15 protein-coding genes are annotated in these 15,771 nt (G+C 66.5%); 7 read left to right on the top strand and 8 right to left on the bottom strand.

Features of this window, described 5'->3' with window-relative positions; genetic code table 11:
* The 4 genes from HNQ07_RS17885 to HNQ07_RS17870 form a co-directional block, all read left to right on the top strand.
* Positions 1–252: alpha/beta fold hydrolase (locus HNQ07_RS17885; protein ID WP_184114278.1), on the top strand; the 252-nt coding region annotated here is incomplete at its 5' end.
* A gap of 75 nt (positions 253–327) precedes the next feature.
* The gene (locus tag HNQ07_RS17880) at positions 328–567 is read left to right on the top strand and encodes a hypothetical protein (protein WP_184114276.1); all 240 of its coding nucleotides are present in this window, start codon (positions 328–330) and stop codon (positions 565–567) included.
* A 1,114-nt stretch (positions 568–1,681) separates the two neighbouring features.
* Positions 1,682–3,847, top strand: a complete 2,166-nt coding sequence (locus tag HNQ07_RS17875) for a GAF domain-containing protein (protein WP_184114274.1) — start codon at positions 1,682–1,684, stop codon at positions 3,845–3,847.
* Positions 3,848–3,970: 123 nt separating this feature from the next.
* A complete protein-coding gene (locus tag HNQ07_RS17870) occupies positions 3,971–5,587 on the top strand; it encodes a sensor histidine kinase (RefSeq protein WP_184114272.1) in 1,617 nt (538 codons plus the stop codon).
* 142 nt (positions 5,588–5,729) lie between these two features.
* On the opposite strand, the gene HNQ07_RS17865 is transcribed toward HNQ07_RS17870, so the two are convergent.
* Complete coding sequence (locus tag HNQ07_RS17865; protein ID WP_184114270.1) at positions 5,730–6,875, bottom strand: sensor histidine kinase; 1,146 nt, start codon at positions 6,873–6,875, stop codon at positions 5,730–5,732.
* A gap of 188 nt (positions 6,876–7,063) precedes the next feature.
* On the opposite strand from HNQ07_RS17865, the gene HNQ07_RS17860 reads away from it, so the two are divergent.
* Positions 7,064–7,774 (top strand): IS6 family transposase, encoded by a 711-nt coding sequence (locus HNQ07_RS17860; protein WP_184114268.1) that lies wholly within the window; start codon positions 7,064–7,066, stop codon positions 7,772–7,774.
* 188 nt (positions 7,775–7,962) lie between these two features.
* Complete coding sequence (locus HNQ07_RS17855; protein ID WP_184114266.1) at positions 7,963–8,130, top strand: hypothetical protein; 168 nt, start codon at positions 7,963–7,965, stop codon at positions 8,128–8,130.
* 256 nt (positions 8,131–8,386) lie between these two features.
* Here HNQ07_RS17855 and HNQ07_RS17850 read toward each other — a convergent pair whose 3' ends face one another.
* Positions 8,387–9,568 carry a DUF6624 domain-containing protein gene (locus tag HNQ07_RS17850; protein ID WP_184114264.1) on the bottom strand — a complete coding sequence of 394 codons (1,182 nt, stop codon included), beginning with the start codon at positions 9,566–9,568 and terminating at the stop codon, positions 8,387–8,389.
* A gap of 213 nt (positions 9,569–9,781) precedes the next feature.
* Positions 9,782–11,290, bottom strand: a complete 1,509-nt coding sequence (locus HNQ07_RS17845) for a SulP family inorganic anion transporter (protein WP_184114262.1) — start codon at positions 11,288–11,290, stop codon at positions 9,782–9,784.
* 998 nt (positions 11,291–12,288) lie between these two features.
* Here HNQ07_RS17845 and HNQ07_RS17840 point away from each other — a divergent pair.
* Positions 12,289–12,675, top strand: a complete 387-nt coding sequence (locus tag HNQ07_RS17840) for a hypothetical protein (protein WP_184114260.1) — start codon at positions 12,289–12,291, stop codon at positions 12,673–12,675.
* An 88-nt stretch (positions 12,676–12,763) separates the two neighbouring features.
* On the opposite strand, the gene HNQ07_RS17835 is transcribed toward HNQ07_RS17840, so the two are convergent.
* From HNQ07_RS17835 to HNQ07_RS17815, 5 genes are all read right to left on the bottom strand, one after another.
* The gene (locus HNQ07_RS17835) at positions 12,764–13,564 is read right to left on the bottom strand and encodes a glycoside hydrolase family 16 protein (protein ID WP_184114258.1); all 801 of its coding nucleotides are present in this window, start codon (positions 13,562–13,564) and stop codon (positions 12,764–12,766) included.
* Between the two features lie 402 nt (positions 13,565–13,966).
* The gene (locus HNQ07_RS17830) at positions 13,967–14,221 is read right to left on the bottom strand and encodes a hypothetical protein (protein WP_184114256.1); all 255 of its coding nucleotides are present in this window, start codon (positions 14,219–14,221) and stop codon (positions 13,967–13,969) included.
* 110 nt (positions 14,222–14,331) lie between these two features.
* Positions 14,332–14,502, bottom strand: coding sequence for a hypothetical protein (locus HNQ07_RS17825; RefSeq protein ID WP_184114254.1), 171 nt, complete (start codon positions 14,500–14,502; stop codon positions 14,332–14,334).
* Between the two features lie 346 nt (positions 14,503–14,848).
* Positions 14,849–15,364, bottom strand: a complete 516-nt coding sequence (locus HNQ07_RS17820; RefSeq protein WP_184114252.1) for a tryptophan-rich sensory protein — start codon at positions 15,362–15,364, stop codon at positions 14,849–14,851.
* Complete coding sequence (locus tag HNQ07_RS17815; RefSeq protein ID WP_184114251.1) at positions 15,336–15,761, bottom strand: MarR family winged helix-turn-helix transcriptional regulator; 426 nt, start codon at positions 15,759–15,761, stop codon at positions 15,336–15,338. Before HNQ07_RS17815 ends, HNQ07_RS17820 begins: the two co-directional genes overlap by 29 nt.
* Positions 15,762–15,771 lie beyond the last annotated feature (10 nt).

The following is a 15,771-nucleotide window of genomic DNA, read 5'->3' as shown; positions in this document are numbered from 1 at the left end:
GCGGGCGCGACGGTGCTGGCGACCCGGCCGGACTCGGTGCCGACCTTGAAGACGATCACGGTGCCGACGTTGATTCTGGAGGGGGTGGAGGACACAGTGTACCCGCCAGAATTCTCGGTGAAGCTGCAGCAGAACATCGCGGGCAGTACGCTGGTGCTCATTCCGGGGGCAGCGCACGCCGCGATCTTTGAGAAGGCGGACATCGCCAATGCGGCCATTCTCAAGTGGGCGCGCGCGCATGACCTGCATTGAGTGATGAGTCCCGCAGCGGCGTCCCTGGATCCGGTCCCAGCCCCCAGCCGGTGGGCGGAGGCCACGGACGCCGCAGTGCTCTGTGCGCTGGCGGATCGGGACGAGGACGCGCTGCGAGAACTGCACCGCCGCTACGCCCGGGCGGTGTATGCGCTGGCGCTGAAGTCGGACAGGGTCAATCCTGAAGCAGCTGTCCAGCTGGCTTTCCTGACTATGATGCGGCGCGCGGGCGATCAGCCTCGAAGCCTGCTGGGGGCGCGTGCCTGGGTGCTCGGCGTGGCTTGCTGGACGCTCAGCAGGTCACTCGACGCCTGACACCGTGCCAGTGCTGAAGTTGGAGCGCGCAGTCGCCCTGAAATGACGGCGTCATCAACATAGAGTTCGGGCATTACGCAATCCTGCATGCACTGAACTGCTCGCAGCGCTGGGATTGAGACGCTGGGTGCCTCTATGCCCTCCAGGGGAACTCGCGGTGCCCCCGGTCGTTGCTCGTCCGGATTCAGCCCGGAGCCGATGACCAGTGGCCTTGAGTAGGCGTAGTTATGATCCGCGTGAAAGTGCGTCTGCTGGCCAAGTCCCTCCCGGGCGGGCACGGCTTCGTTTGCGGCGCAAATTGAGAGAGCAATTTATTGTAGAGATCCACATCGATTCTTTCACCTAACGTCACTTAGGTGAATAAATAGGCTTGCACTTATGTGCTTGACGACCTGTCCCTAGCACATCACTTGGGCTCTGAAGATGCATTCAACGAGGGTCGTCCTCCTGATGAGCCGGGCACGTTTCATCAACAGAACAGCCATCCGCGCTTCACCCGGCTTCAGGTGAGCGTGCTTACACTGCAGTACGGTGCAGCGTCTCCTTCCTGCTCTGCCTCACATGTCCTTCGACGTGGTGCTATCGGTTGCCCTGGACAACATCTTGGAAGCGACCTCGGCAACGGTGGCCGACCTCCCCGCCGCAGCGCGCGTTGGAAGGCGTACTGACGCATTCACGGTGTTGCGTCACGCACTGGGCTCCGCGAGGTGGGCGAACGTATATGGGAAGCGGTGGAGCTTGCCAGTGTCTGAGTGGCACCACAGGCGTTGGAAGCACGTCCACGGCTTGTCGTCCTCCGTGCGCCTCGGCGTGTCTGGGTGGCCAATCGGCGCCAACCCGCCTTTCGGGGACATCGGTCGGGTCTGCCGGAACTTTGGGCTTTTGCTCGGCGTCTTTTCCCTGACCCGGCAGACCATGGACAAGGATGACCTGCCTCCCGAGGACCGGAGTGTTTGCCACGGGCAGATAGAGGGGGCGCTGCGGAGGATACTGTCAGGCGGTCGTTCGTCTCCAGCCTCACTCCGACGGCGTGCGGCGCTGAAGCGGAGGCGCGGGCACCGTCATTCCGTAGGACGCTGGCCGACCAGCGACGTTCTCTGGAGCTGTGGGAGACATGACTGACCGCGCGCAGGAGGAGGGGCAGCAGATGTTCCTGCTGAGGCTCAGTGACGCGCTGCGGGAGCGTTCGGACCCTCGCGCGGCCATGCAGGCAGCCTGTCGCCTCCTGGGTGAGGCGCTTGGGGCAGACCGGGTCAACTACGCCGAGGTCGAGGGTGACGACTACGACGTGGCCCAGGAGTACCGGCGCAGTGACCTCACGAGCATGGCTGGGCACTACCCCATTGCGAGCTTCCGCCCGGCCGAGCGCGCGGCATTCGAAGCTGGTCACACGGTTGCTGTCGTGGACATTGAGGCCGAGCCCGACCTGCCTGCCGAGCAGGCGGCAGCGTACAGTGCGCTCGGCGTGCGGTCCTTCGTTTCGGTGCCGCTGGTCACGGCGCAGGGTCTGGTCGCGGTGTTGAGCGTGATCCGGTCTTGTCCTGGCGGGTGGAGCCCGGCCGAGATCGCGCTCATCGAGGAGACCGCTGAGCGCACCTGGGCCGCGGTGGAGTGGGCGCGCGCAGAGGTCCGGCGGCGCCATGCCGAAGAGCTCAATGCGTTTCTGGTGCGCTTCACGGAGGAGGTTCATGCACTGACCGATCCGTGGGCGGTCGCCGAGCGTGCCTGCCAGCTGATTGCCGATCAGCTCGGTGTGGAACGGTGCTACTGGGCTGAGGTCGATTGGGGGACGCGAGAGTATGTCATCGGCGCTTCGGTGCACCTCCCAGGCGTACCGGTCATCGAGGGCCGCTTTCCGGTGGGTGCGTGGGAACCGTTCACGTCCCTCCATTTGGCCGGTCGCCCGGTCGTGGTGGACGACGCGCAGGCGGATGAACGCATTCCCGCCGAAGTGAAAGCGAGCTACGCGCAGATCGCGGTTGGCGCGGATCTGGCGGTTCCTGTGGTCACGGGAGGGACGTTGCGCTGCACCTTGGCGGCCAACCAGCGCCTTGCGCGCCACTGGACGGAGGCAGAGGTGGCGCTCGTGCAGGGCCTTGCCGGTCGATGCTGGTCCGAGGTTGAACGGGCCCGCGCCGAGGCGGCGGTACGCGCCTCCCGAGCGCAGTTCCAGGCGGTCGCCAACCTGGTGCCGGACCTGCTGTGGGAGAGCCGGCCCGACGGCTTCACCACTTGGTACAACAGGCGCTGGTTGGATTACACCGGGCAGACCTTCGAGGAGGCGACCGGCTGGGGGTGGACAGACGCTCTCCATCCAGAAGACCTGGACGATTCGGCCAGGCACTACCGGGAGGCCATGCAGGCGGGGCAGTTCCTGCGGCAGGAACACCGGATCCGCCGCCATGATGGGGAGTACCGCTGGTTCGTGGTTCAGACCTTCCCCCTCCGCGATGACCGTGGGGAGGTCGTCCGCGTGTACGGGGCAGCCACCGACATCCATCACCTGCGGGAACGTTCCTCCGTTCTGGAAGCGCGGGTGGAAGAGCGCACCCGCCGCCTGTCCGACCTGAACGCCGAACTGGGCAACCTGATCATCCGCACCGCCCACAACCTGGAGGAACCTGCGCGCACACTCGGGCACCTGCTGGACCCCGGACGCCCGGTCGACCCGCACGCGCTGGACGGTCTGTCCCCATACGATCCGACGACCCTCGCCGCCGAGGTCTCGCGTCTCCGGGGGATCGCACAGGACCTGCGGCAACTGTCCAGGCTGGAAACACACGCCCTGAGTAGAGATCTGCTGCCGCTGGGAGAAGTCGTCGCAACAATTCAGGCCAAGGTGGCGGCCACCCCACGCGGACAGCAGATGCACTGGTTTATCGACCCCCTGCCGATCGTGCGGGGGGACCGGACGCTGCTGACGCAGGCCCTGGACGTCCTGATGACCTTCACGCTGAGCGAGACGCGGGGCGCCCGGCACGTGGTGGTCAGCAGCCGGGAGGTCGAAGGGGAAGTTCAGGTCACGGTAGAAGACGACGGCATTGGCTTGAGCGGCGAGGAGGCGGCGACGCTCTTTGACCTCGCCGTGCGGACCGATCAGGCCGTGCCGGTGATGGAGGGCAGCGGGCTGATCCAGGTGCGGCGTATCCTGGCGCGGCACGGCGGGTGGGCATGGGCGGAGGCGCAGCGCAGCAGTGGGAAGGTCGTCCTGGCCTTCCCGCGCGATACCGCCGTGACGGAACTCGAAGGGCTGTTCCGACAGGACAAACCCGGCCAGTGAGCGGAGTGAACTCCACTGGAGTTCACTTCCCCAGTTCTGCGTTGGGCCACGCGAAACAGAACGGCGTCCGATACAGCGCTTTTCGATAGATGAGCAGGACGTGGCTGCGCTTATCCTGAGCACATGCTTCCGGCCACGCCTGACGATGCGGCGACCGATCCCTACGCGGCGGCCCTGACGGCCTTCATGCAGTTCACGGAGCGCAGCACCGTTGCGCACGACCCGGTGGCGCTCGGTCAGTTGGCCGTGGAGGTCATGGACGCCTTCTTCCCAGACGGGACCAGCGCGTACTACGAACTGGACGGCGAGTTCGCCAAAGCGCGGGCGATGAGCGCCTCCACGACACCCGCCCTCGCGGCGGTGGTTCGGCAGGGCCTTCCACGGACGATGCCGATGTTGGCGCTGATGTTCTCCACGGCGCGCGCCGTGTTCTCCGAATGGAACGCCGCCGAGCAGCACGTGCCCGAAAGCGCGGACTACCGGGCGGGCGCCGTGTTCCCGATCTGGCGCGCGGACCAGCCCATCGGCGTCTTCGGGCTGGGGGCGACACACGCGCCGGCGTTCACGGAGCGCGAGCGGCTGGTCTACCTGGCGGTGGGCCGCGCGTTGCAACTCGCGCTGGAGCGCACGTGGGCCGCTGAGGCGCAGGATGCGGAACTCCGCCAGCTGCGGCGCCGCCACGAGGCCCTGGAGGCGTTCGTGGCCCTGGAGCGCGAGCCGGCCTTCTTGAGTGATCCGGACACGGTGGTGCTCCATGCCGTACGCCTCGTGCACCTGCTCTTCCCGGGTACGTTCGTCAGGTACTGGACGCTGACGGGCAAGCACTGGGTGGTCCAGGGCGAGGCCGGGCAGCCGCCAGCGGAGGGCCTGCTCGAACGCCTGCCGGTGCCGGAGAGCGTGGCCATCCAGCCGCTGCCGCACGTGGCCCGGCAACTCACGGAACGTGAATCAGTGCATGTGCACGGCGAGGTGCGGGGCGCGCTGGAGGTCACGCGGCGGGACAGCACGCCGTGGAGCACGCCGGACCGCGCAGCGCTGGAGACCGTGGCGGTGCATCTCGGGCTGGCGCTGGAACGGGCTGGAGAGGTGCAGCGAACGCAGCTGCGTCCTCAGGCATGGACGGAGAAAGTGCAGGCGGCGCGGGACGAGAGCCTGGCGTTCAGTGAGGCGGTGTGGCTGGACCTGCGCCGGGACCTCGACCGGCTGACGCCATCGGTTGAAGGAGAAGACGCCCGAGACCGACTGAACCACTTGTATTCGCGCCTGGACGCCCTGTTGGACTACGCGGAGCTCACCCGCCGGCCCATGAGCATCGGACTGGTGGATCTGGGCGCCCTGACCCGCGTGGTCCAGAGTGAGCTGGACGGCGAGACCCTGAACCGCCGCATCGATTGGCACGTGGGCCATCTACCGGTGGTGCGAGGGGACCGGGAGGTGCTGCGCGAGGTGCTGCGTGCACTGCTGCGCAATGCCCTGACGTTTACCGGGGACGATGCGCGGATCGAGGTGTGGGGGGAAGCGCACCCAGAAGGGCACGTCGTGTTCGTGCGCGACAACGGGGCTGGGTTCGACCCGGCGTTCGCGCCGCACCTGTTTGAGCCGGGCAGTCAGCTGGGTGATGAAGGGCACGGGCTGGGCCTGGCGGCGGTGCGCCACCTGGTCGAGCGGCATGGGGGCCGGGTGTGGGCGGAAGGTCAACCGGGGCAGGGCGCCACCGTCATGTTCAGCCTCCCCAGGTAGCAGGCTCCCCAGGTAGCAGGCTGTGCCTCCGCACTTTGATCATCGTGTGCGGGTTCGAGGGCGCTTAGGGACATCGCGATCCTAACCTGAAACGGCGAACCGCCCGCTCCCGGCATGTGCTAGGGAGGGGCAGATCTTCTGCTCAACTGCGATGTTGGCTGCTCGTCTGTACTTTCGGCCACGCGACGAAGAACGTAGCGCCCTGGTCCGGCTTGCCCTCGGCCCACACCCGGCCCCCCGCCCGCTCGACCACCCACCGCACCGAGAGCAGGCCAACTCCGGTGCCCTCGTACTCCCGGGCCGAATGCAGTCGCCCGAACAGCCGAAACAGCCTGTCCTTGTGCCGCATGTTGAACCCCACGCCATTGTCCTCCACCCCGAAGACGACCTCCTGCTCGTCCTCCCGCACCGAAATGTGGATGTGCGTCACCTTGCGGGTCCGCGTGTATTTCAGTGCGTTGCCGAGTAATTCCGCGAAGATCAGCTGCAGGCTGCGGCTGTCCCCCAGGACCGTCGGCAGGGGATCATGGGTGACGTGCACGTCCCGCTCGGCCATCACCGCCCGCACCGTGCTCAGCGCCGAACGCAGCACGGATTCAAGCTTCACCGGGCGGACCAGCATGGGATCCACCCGTAGTTGCGTATACCCGCTGACCGACGTCATCAGGGTCACGATCTCCTGCAGGGCGCGGTCCACCTGCTGCAGGGCGTGATCCATCGGCTCGGTTGATGGCCCGGCGGACTGCCGGGCCATGGCCAGGAAGGCGTGGGCACGGCCCAGTGGCAAGTTCAACTGCTGCACGAACGCGAGCATCACCTGGGTCAGTTCCACATTCGAGGCGCGGATCGACGCGGCCTGGGTCTCTTCCCGGTCGGCGTAGGCCGCGGTCTGGTCGAGCAGGTCCCGGTGGGCCTGCTTGTACGCGGTGATGTCCGTCATCACCAAGTAATAGCCGGACGGCTGGTCTGTTCCCCTGAGGGGACCAAGGGTCGTCAGCACGTCCGCCGTCTGGCGGTCGCCCGTGAGCAGCTGCAGTTCGCCCTGCCGGGTGCTTCCGGTCTGGACGACCTCCATACACAGGCGGCTCAGGGTGCCCTGAGCGCCCGGCGTCACGAAGGTGGCGAGCCGGCGGCGGATGAGCGCGGTGGAGGCGCGGCCCAGCAGGGCGCACGCAGCGTCATTGGCGTCCTGAACGGTGCAGTGCGCGTCAAGCAGCAGGGTGGGCGCGGGCGACGTATGGATCGAGGCGAGCGGATCGGGTGGTGGCAGTGAAGCTTCGTGGGTCACGATAAGTCCTCATGGCGGGAGCAAATTTAGGGTGGTCGCGTGGTGCTGGATCAGCGGTACGGCGGGCCGCCCTGTCGTCAATAGATTCCCCTCATGATGGCTGCAGGAGACCCGAAAGCTCAACTGGGAGCGCGTAGCTTCACTGCCTGCTGGGTTCTGGCAACTTGATCTCGGTAGGCTGTTGAGCCGTGAGTGATCGGAAGCCGTATCGCCATCGTTTCCCCCTGAGCGTCATCAGCTACGCCCTATGGCTCTACCACCGCTTCCCCATCAGTCAGCGTGACGTCCAGGAACTCCTCCACGAGCGCGGGATCATCGTCAGCCATGAAACCCTGCGGCAGTGGAATATCAAGTTCGATCCGCTCCTCACCGAGGAACTGCGCCACCGGGAACCCCGACGGGGTTCCCGGTGGCATCTGGACGAGGTGTGCGTGCTGGTCGCCGGGGTCAAACACTGGCTGTGGCGGGCGGTAAACGAGTATGGTGCCGTGCTCGATATCCTGCTCCAACCGCACCGCGACACAGTAGCTGCCCGCAGCTTCTTCAGCCGACTGCTCGGTGAGTACGATGTGCCCGAGGTCATCCACACGGACAAGCTGTGGAGCTACGGTGCGGCCATCCGGGAACTTCCCGTGCTCCACGCCGTGGAGCACGTTCAGGTCGCCTCGACCGCGCGCTGCAACAATCTCGTTGAGCAATCGCACCGCGCGACCCGGCGACGAGAACGGCAACACTTGACTTTCAAACGACGACGACGGACTCAGGAGTTCCTGGCCCTGCACGCCCGCGTCTCGAACCTGCACCAGCACACTCGCACCACCGTGTCTGCGCCAACAAGGCGGAGCAACCAGACCGCAGCACTTCTCCTGTGGCGAGAGGCGATGCAGCGGGCGACCTGAGCATCAGGCCGCCCGCCCAGCTACCTGGCCGCGCTGAGGTTAAGTTGCCAGAACCATTGGCGTGGAAGCCGAAACCGAGAGCCGGTTTACTCGTCGGCGGCCGGTGGCCCCTTTTTACCGCCCAGCCAGATACCGGCCCGTGAAGAGGTCTCCCTGTGGCGATCCCTTAGGGGTTGTGGCAAGTTGCGATGACACACCAGTGCTCGCGCCGCGGCGTGATCGCCGAGAACCTGCTGGAGCCGGCCGTGGTCGAGCGGGCGGGGCTGACCAGCTACAGCCACGCGTTTCCGGCCGTGGAGCGCGACCCCGATGCGCTGGCCAGCATCCGGGAGATCCACCGCATCGGGGCGCTTTGAGGTCGGCAGCGTGGTGACGCCGACCTAAGGGACACGCTGCCACCGCCCGGCAGCAGATGCAGTCCAGCGTCAGCAGAGGTCAGGCGCTGGGCCAGCGCCAAAAAACCGTCACGCCGGCCAGTGAAACCACCACCAGAGCGCGTAAGTAAGGCTGGCCAGATGAAATCTCCGCACCGCCGTGGGCTCATGCCCACGGCGGTGCCGTCATGAATGCCTTCTTGCACGGTGGCCATTGACGCGTCGCCGATCGTTGCACTCACGGCCGTGGGCGCTCGAAGCCTTTGAGGTACTCCTCAATGGGTTCCAGCCCCACCTTCGCCCGCCGCTCGTTCACACGCGCCGGATCCTCCAGCAGCCTGGGCGTCGCCTTGCCCTGCACATCGTCATACGACACCTGCGTCCCATACACCTGCGGCTGACCGCTTGCCAGTCGCACCCGGTCCGTGAGGTACGCGAGGTTCCGCTCTTCGTCCGGTGTACTGACCTGTTGGGTCATCAGATCGAGCACACACGCCTGCACGGCAGGCCGCGCATCCGCGTGCTGGGTCAGCAGCCACGCGTTGAAGGCCAACTGCGGATCACTCCGATTCGCACTCGGCCAGCCCCGCTGCCGCAGCACCTCCTTGAGCCAGATCGTCGATTCACGGTCAACGACCTGCATGGACCTCGCTCCAGAGTGCCCGGTGCGGCTCGCCTGGTCCTGTTCGACCAGCTCGGCCGCCCGCTCGGCCAACGCGTCGATCTGCCCGGGTGTCAGGGGAATGTTGAGGGCCGTCTCGCCGGTAAATCGGCGGCACACCTCGTGCAGCACCACCGGGCGCTTCAGGCCCGCTGGGGCGAGACGAGGCGGCACCGTGGCCTGCAGCGCCGCCAGAATCTCCTTCAGCGGGGGCAGCCCGGCGGCGGCCCGCCGCGCGTCCACGTCCGGCTCGTCCGCGATGGGAAGGGGAACCAGCCGTGAACCGCGCCGGGTCAGGGCCGTGCCGTACCGCTGGTTCTCACCGGCCGCCACCAGCGCCTGATCGATCAGGCCCGCCGCCTGCGACCGCTCGGCCGGTGTCGTCGCCGCCGACAGCGCCACCTGGCCCACACACCACTGGAAGGGTGGGTGAATCAGGAGCCGGCTGATGTCCTCCCGCAGGCCGGGATCGGTCGGCCAGCCTGTGACCTTCAGCAAACGTGTGACGTAATGCTCGGCCTCAGCCGCCACCTGCCGGATCGGCTGGAACTGGGCCGGAGTCGCCGGACGCGTCCGGAATGGCGCGACGAGGAACTCCAGCCTCGAGACGTAGGTGTGGGTGGTCGAGCGCACGGCGGCCGTGAAGGCCGGCGTCATGGGCGTGGCGTTCGGGGCCATGACCTTCGCGCAGCCTGCCGCGTCCGGGAGGGGTTCCGTCTGCGCTGTGGCCACACCGAGACCCGCAAGCAGGGCGGTCATCATCCATCCGTTCATGCTGCGTCTTCGTTCCATGGCGGTGCCCAGAGTGGCATGGGACATGGAGGTCTGCCGCCTCACTTCAGCGGTCGCCGAGATGGCCGGCCCTTTCCTCCGCTTCACGGCTGTTCGGGCTTCAGCGGCGCCGTGGGGACGGGCGTCAGCGGTCACTGGATCCATGGCGTCCACCAGCAACCCCACTGTGCGTACCTGGGGTCAATGGCCCGCAGCGCGCTCCAGGGCGCCAGGTTTGTCATACACCGCCAGACGCTCGATCAGGCTCGCCGAGGCCTCATTCAGACCCACCAGTTCCACCGGTGTGCCCTGGCGCATGTACTTGAGCATCACCTTATCCAGCGCACCGACCGCCGAGCCGTCCCAGAAATGGGCGCCTGAGACGTCGATCACGACCCGAGGTGCCGGGTGGGTGAAGTCGAACTGGTGAAGGAAGTCGTGTGTGCTGACGAAGAATAGCTGCCCCCGAACGTGGTACGTGCGGGTGCTGTCAGCGCCGTCCACATGGCTGACCTGCGAGAGCTGCGAGACCTTCCGCGCGAACATCAGGGCGCTCAACACCACACCGACCAGCACCCCGAGGCTGAGGTCGTGGGTGAACACCGTGACGCCGACCGTCGCCAGCATCACCATGGTCTCGCTCTTCGGGAACACAGTCAGAGTACGCAGGCTGCCCCAGTCGAAGGTGCTCACGCTCACGACGATCATGACCGCGACCAGCGCTGCCATCGGAACCTGCACCAGCAGCGGTTGCAGCACGAGAATGAGAATCAGCAGACCCAGGCCGGCCACGAAGGTCGACAGGCGTCCCCGGCCACCATTGGTCACATTGATCATGCTCTGGCCGATCATTGCGCAACCGGCCATACCGCCAAAGAAACCGGTGACGATATTGGCCACCCCCTGCCCGCGCGACTCGGTGTTTTTGTCGCTGGTGGTGTCCGTCCGCTCGTCGATGAGCTGCGCTGTCAGCAGGCTCTCGAGCAGTCCGACGATGGACAGGGTGAGGGCCACCGGAAAAATGATTGCCAACGTCTGGAGCGTGAAGGGCACCTGCGGAATGCCGAAGGGCGGGAGAACCGTGGGCAGCGTGCCCATGTCCCCGACGGTCTTCACGTCGGCGCCCGTGACGACGGAGACCACGGTCAGCGCAACGATGGCGACCAGGGCGCTGGGAATGGCCCTGAACACGAGTGGTAGCAGGTAGACGATGGCGAGGCCAGCGGCCACCATGGCGTACATCTGCCAGTTCGCCCCCACGAACTGCGGAAGCTGGGCCAGGAAGATCATGATGGCCAGCGCGTTGACGAAGCCGACCATGACGCTTCGTGGCACGAACTTGAGGTAGCGGGCCAGCTTCGCCCAGCCGAAGACGATCTGCAAGGCACCGGTCAGAATGGTGGCCGCGAAGAGGTAGGCCAGGCCGTGGTCCTTCACGAGCCCGCCCATCAACAGAGCCATGGCGCCAGTGGCCGCGCTGATCATGCCCGGCCGACCCCCGATGAAGGCGGTCACCAGGGCAATGATGAAGGAGGCGTACAGGCCGACCTGGGGATCGACGCCGGCGATGATGGAAAAGGCGATGGCTTCGGGAATCAGGGCCAGGGCAACCACGATGCCGGCCAGGACGTCCTTGCGGGGATTGGCGAACCATTCGCGGCGGTACTGTGCGAGATCGAAGCGGGACGGTGGAGTGGGAATGGCAGTCATGTGCACCTCAAAGGGTGCCGGGACAACCCGGTGGGTCTGCCGCAGAAGGCGGCAGGATCGCATCCTTGTGGGACGGAGGTCGGGTTATCGTCGGGGGCGTCACTCAACCGGGACGCCACACCCGCGGCCCACGCAGTATGCCGCACGGACAGCGCGGCGGCAAGGGTAACAGCGGCTCGGGTACGGGGCGCCCAGCGCCACGGTCACCCTCTGTGAGGCAGGATCATGGCACGGTGTTGGCGTAGGGGAATCCAGTGCGGAGCGGTCAGAAACGTCCCAGCTACCGATTCCCCGTCGCCGTCATCAGCGACGCCGTCTGGCTGGACCACAGGTTCACGCCGAGCTACCGGAACATCGAGGACCTGCTCCTGGAACGGAGGATGTGCGGCCGCCGCGCATCCATCCGCACGGAGTGCATCTAGTTCAGCGATCCGTTCGCCCAAGGTCTGCGTCACCGGGAATCCCGATGAGGTTCCCGGTGGTTGGATCGTGATTTCTCTGTTCCCAGGCTCGCCCCTCTCTACATCCTGTGGCTACCCCGTGGTCTGAAGGGCGGCACGTTCCCTGCTGGTACTCGGATTGAGGACGTGCTAGGCGCATCATTCGCCGTGCTGGCGCTGCTTGTCATCGGCGGCTTCTGCGTGTCTCGCGCGGCCACCACGTCGCCCGCCTCCGCCTGCGCTACCGGCTGGCTGCAACCGCGCTCCTCCGGGCGAGCGTGGCGGTCATCGCTGCTGCGCTGTCCGGCCCGGTAGGGCAGGCGAGAACGAACGGGCTGTGCAGCTCGACGGATGAACCTGGTCGTACCCGTTCTGAAGGTGGCTGTCGTCGTGGAGTGACTTAATGACGTCCGCGTGCGCCACCGCCGCCGGACTCTTCGTGCTGATGGAGGTCTGACCACACCTGCCGGAACTGATCGGCGAAATTGAACAAGGTGAACACGCCTGAGCGCGCAGGCGCTGGCCGCCACATCTCCTGCCGAGGTGTACGCTGCCCGTATGACCCGCGTGGCCCTGGCCTGCTTGCTCCTCCTCGTGGCGTGCAAGGCGAAGGATCCGGCGGGAACCCTCCCCCCAGGCGACAACGGCGCGGTGGTGATCCGGGAACTGCGCGCCGGCCCGTCACTGCCCTTTCGCCTGACCGCTGGCGCCATGACCTTCCAGGCCGTGGCCTTCGGCGGCATCGCGAACGCGCACCAGCAGGCGTGCCAGGCGCAGTTCACCCTGACGCCCTATGTGAAAGAAGACGAGCAGCCCCAGGCGGCTCCTGTCCCCCTGGTTCCCAACACGTCGGTCGAGGTCGCCACACCCGGCCTGTACGTGATACAGCTCCGGACGACGCAGAATTACTGCTGGTATGCCGTGACGCTGGACCCGAAGGAGTGACGGAGCCCGTGGACGCGTCCACGCGAGGTACCCTCGGACGGCTCTGTGGACCCTCTCGACATTGGGTTCCGCTCCCGGCCGGAACCGCTCAGCGTGCCTGGGTCCGCCCATACCCACGCAGGTAGGCGACGTGCGCGGTGCGTGGCCACGGCGCGCCGCACTCTTGAAGCTGCGCGGGCAGTTCGTACAGGGTCAGCATGAACTGCATCGGGTACTGGGGCGACTGCCACACCGTGCGCAGCAGCGCGCCGTCCACGTAGAAGTGCAGCCGGTCCGGCTGCCAGTCCAGCGCGTAGGTATGAAACGCAGAGGCGTCCATCGTGAGGGTATCGGCGTAGAACTCTTCGCGCAGGGTGGGATCACCGAAGGGGTGCACCCCGTACCGGACCGTGGCAGCACCAGATGTCAGGTCCTGACCGAACAGTTCGAAGATGCAGATTTCACCGGACTCGTGCGGGCGCTCCTCGAAACCGATCATCCACAGGGCCAGCATGTACCCGGGGATCGGCACGGCCCGCACCCGCGTCTCGAAGTATCCGAACTGCGGCGTGTACAGCCGCGTGGTCTCCACGGGCTCTCGCACGCGAAGATCGGGATGGAAGCGGTGCTGACCATCCCGACTGCCGAGCGCGCCGGAACGGGCACCAGTCTGCAAGCACGACACGCGGAGTGCCCCGTCGATCTCGGGCAACCAGGGCTGCTGATCGGACGTGATGTGCAGGGCCAGGCCGTTACCCGGCAGGGTGTAGCGGGCGGCCGAGCGGGCGCGTCCACTCCAGTGGGGGAGGTAGTACGGCAGCCATCTCGAGGGGTCCAGCGTGGAGGTATCAAACATCTCGTTGAACTCCAGCTGGTACCCGGGGCGGTCTGGCGGATGCGTCGCGCTCATCTGCCCGAGTGTAAGCGTGGGGGAACTCCGCGCGCCCCCGTCGAGCGCCTGGTCGTTTCACCCCACCGCGGAGCCTGTAGTGGGGTGAGCGAGCGGACACCGTTGACCGACGGTCGAACGACCGCGTCATCGGCTTCGCCACCCCCTTACGTCACGCCAGCAGCGGCCGTCGTCCACCTGACGGTTGTATCCGCGTTGGAAGAGCTGGGGCTCCAGGTGGCCCAACGCACGCTCGATTGCAGTACCAGGGACCCGCAGTAGTCGACATTCGCGAGCAGCCCGGGCGCGACGTCAGAATGACCAGGAAGAGGCCGGTGTGGTCGTCGCCGCCGAGGGCCAGGTAGTGATCGCTGAACGTATTGGACCCGAGCGTCAAACCGGATGTGGCCAGCACGTTCAGTTTTACCCTTCCTGCAAGTCCTCGAGCGCTTCATGACCGGCTGGTGTCAACGTGTAGGACGTCGTGGTCGATCCTCTGCTTTGATCGGGCGCGATCAACCGCTTCTCCTCGAGCTGCTTGACCAGGGGCATGCTCAGCCGCCGGCCCTGCATCAGGTAGTACGGCCCGCGCTCCACACGGGTGTGCCTCGTCAACTCCGCGCCGTCCCGAAGAGCTCGAAGGACACGTGCCTCCGCCTGTGTCAGCACACGGCTCATCAGTCGAGGCCAGCGTGAGCAAGCAACCGCATCGAAGCATGCATTTTCATTGGCCCGGCACCTGCAGGCACAGAAGCCTGAAGAGCACACGCCATACCGGCCGGAAGAGTTCAGGAACTCTTCTTGTTGCCGTCCTTGCCTCCGCCGCTCTCACTGCCATTGCGCCGGCCGTCTCCGTTCTTTTCGTCGGCACTGCCTTTGTTGCCGCCAGGGTGACGTGTACCCTGGCCCTTGCCGTCGTTGGAGGTGCTGTGGTCCTGCGGCTTCGTGTTCCGGGTCATGTCCCAGAGTGAGCGTTGGCTGCCAGGAGCGCGTGAGAGCACGTTCAAGGAGCGTCACGAGCAACCAGATGAACACGCCAGACGTCGTGCATCGACTGCACACCCAGACGTCACGCTCAGGGTGCTGCGTCCTGGCCACAGTAGTAAGTCACCCCGCCGCACAGTCCCTCCTGGGTGTCCGCCACCTGTTGAGTCCGAGTCCAGACGCTGTGCCAGATGCCCCTTGGCCGTACAGCGGTGCTCTGCCGTCTGATCGAGTGGCGGTTTGCTTTTCGTTCGGGACGGCTTGAAGGGCACGAGCGACGCCCGATTCGCCCCGGCTCGGGCGCTCGAACGTGACGCGGGCTCAGGAATTAAGCAGCCACAACCAGGTCTTGAGGCCCAGCGTGAGCGGCATCCAGACCAGGTACGGCAGCAACCACCACAGGGCCCGCTTCTCGTGGCGGGTGTACAGCCAAGCCATCGCGTACGCGCCGATGAGGCCGTTGGCGTCAAGCAGCGTCAGCACCGCCGGGCTGTTTGCGGTGAGGTTGCTCAGCGGCAGGAAGAAGAGGGCGCCCAGGACGTTGAGAGCGTACAGCACGAGTGGGCCGCGCACGTCCGTTTCGCGGCGCCGCCGCCACACCACAAACGTGGCGACGCCCCACGCCGGGTAGATCACGATCCACACCGCCCAGAACACCCACGCGGGCGGCCACAGCGCCGGCAGGATCCCGGCGGGCTCGGCCGCGGTGTGCGCCCCGGCCGTCGCGAAGCTCAGGACCGCAGAGACCATGCCGGACAGCAGGGTGCCGAGGGCAAACACGAGGGCCATCCACGTGGGCGAGGAGGGGTCACGGGTCGGTCGGTCGATCAGGGTCATGGTCGGCTCCGGAGTGGGGAGGGTGGCTGCTCGCGAGGCGGGTGAGGAGGGCGTGGAGGGTGCGGCGCTCGTCGGGCGCGAGGGGGGCGAAGAAGCGGTCGGTGACGTCAGCGTTGACGCGCTCGGCCTGCGCGAGCTTGTCGCGGCCGGTGAGCGTGAGGTGCACTTCGAAGGCGCGGCGATCAGTGGGGTGAGGGCGGCGCTCAACGAGGCCCGACGTCTCCAGGACGTTGAGATGGCCGACGAGGGGGGCCTTGTCGATGCGGGTGCGGGCTGCGAGGCGGTTTTGGTTCATCGGGCCCTCGTCGGCGAGGATCTGGAGGATGGCGACGTGGGGCGGTTGAAGGCCGATGGCTGCCATACCGGTGGCGTAGAGCTGCCCGGCGAGGTCGGTCACCCAGTACAGG

It is taken from the genome of Deinococcus metalli (genome assembly GCF_014201805.1).
GTDB lineage: Bacteria > Deinococcota > Deinococci > Deinococcales > Deinococcaceae > Deinococcus > Deinococcus metalli.
This window is presented reverse-complemented; position numbering and strand designations above follow the sequence as displayed.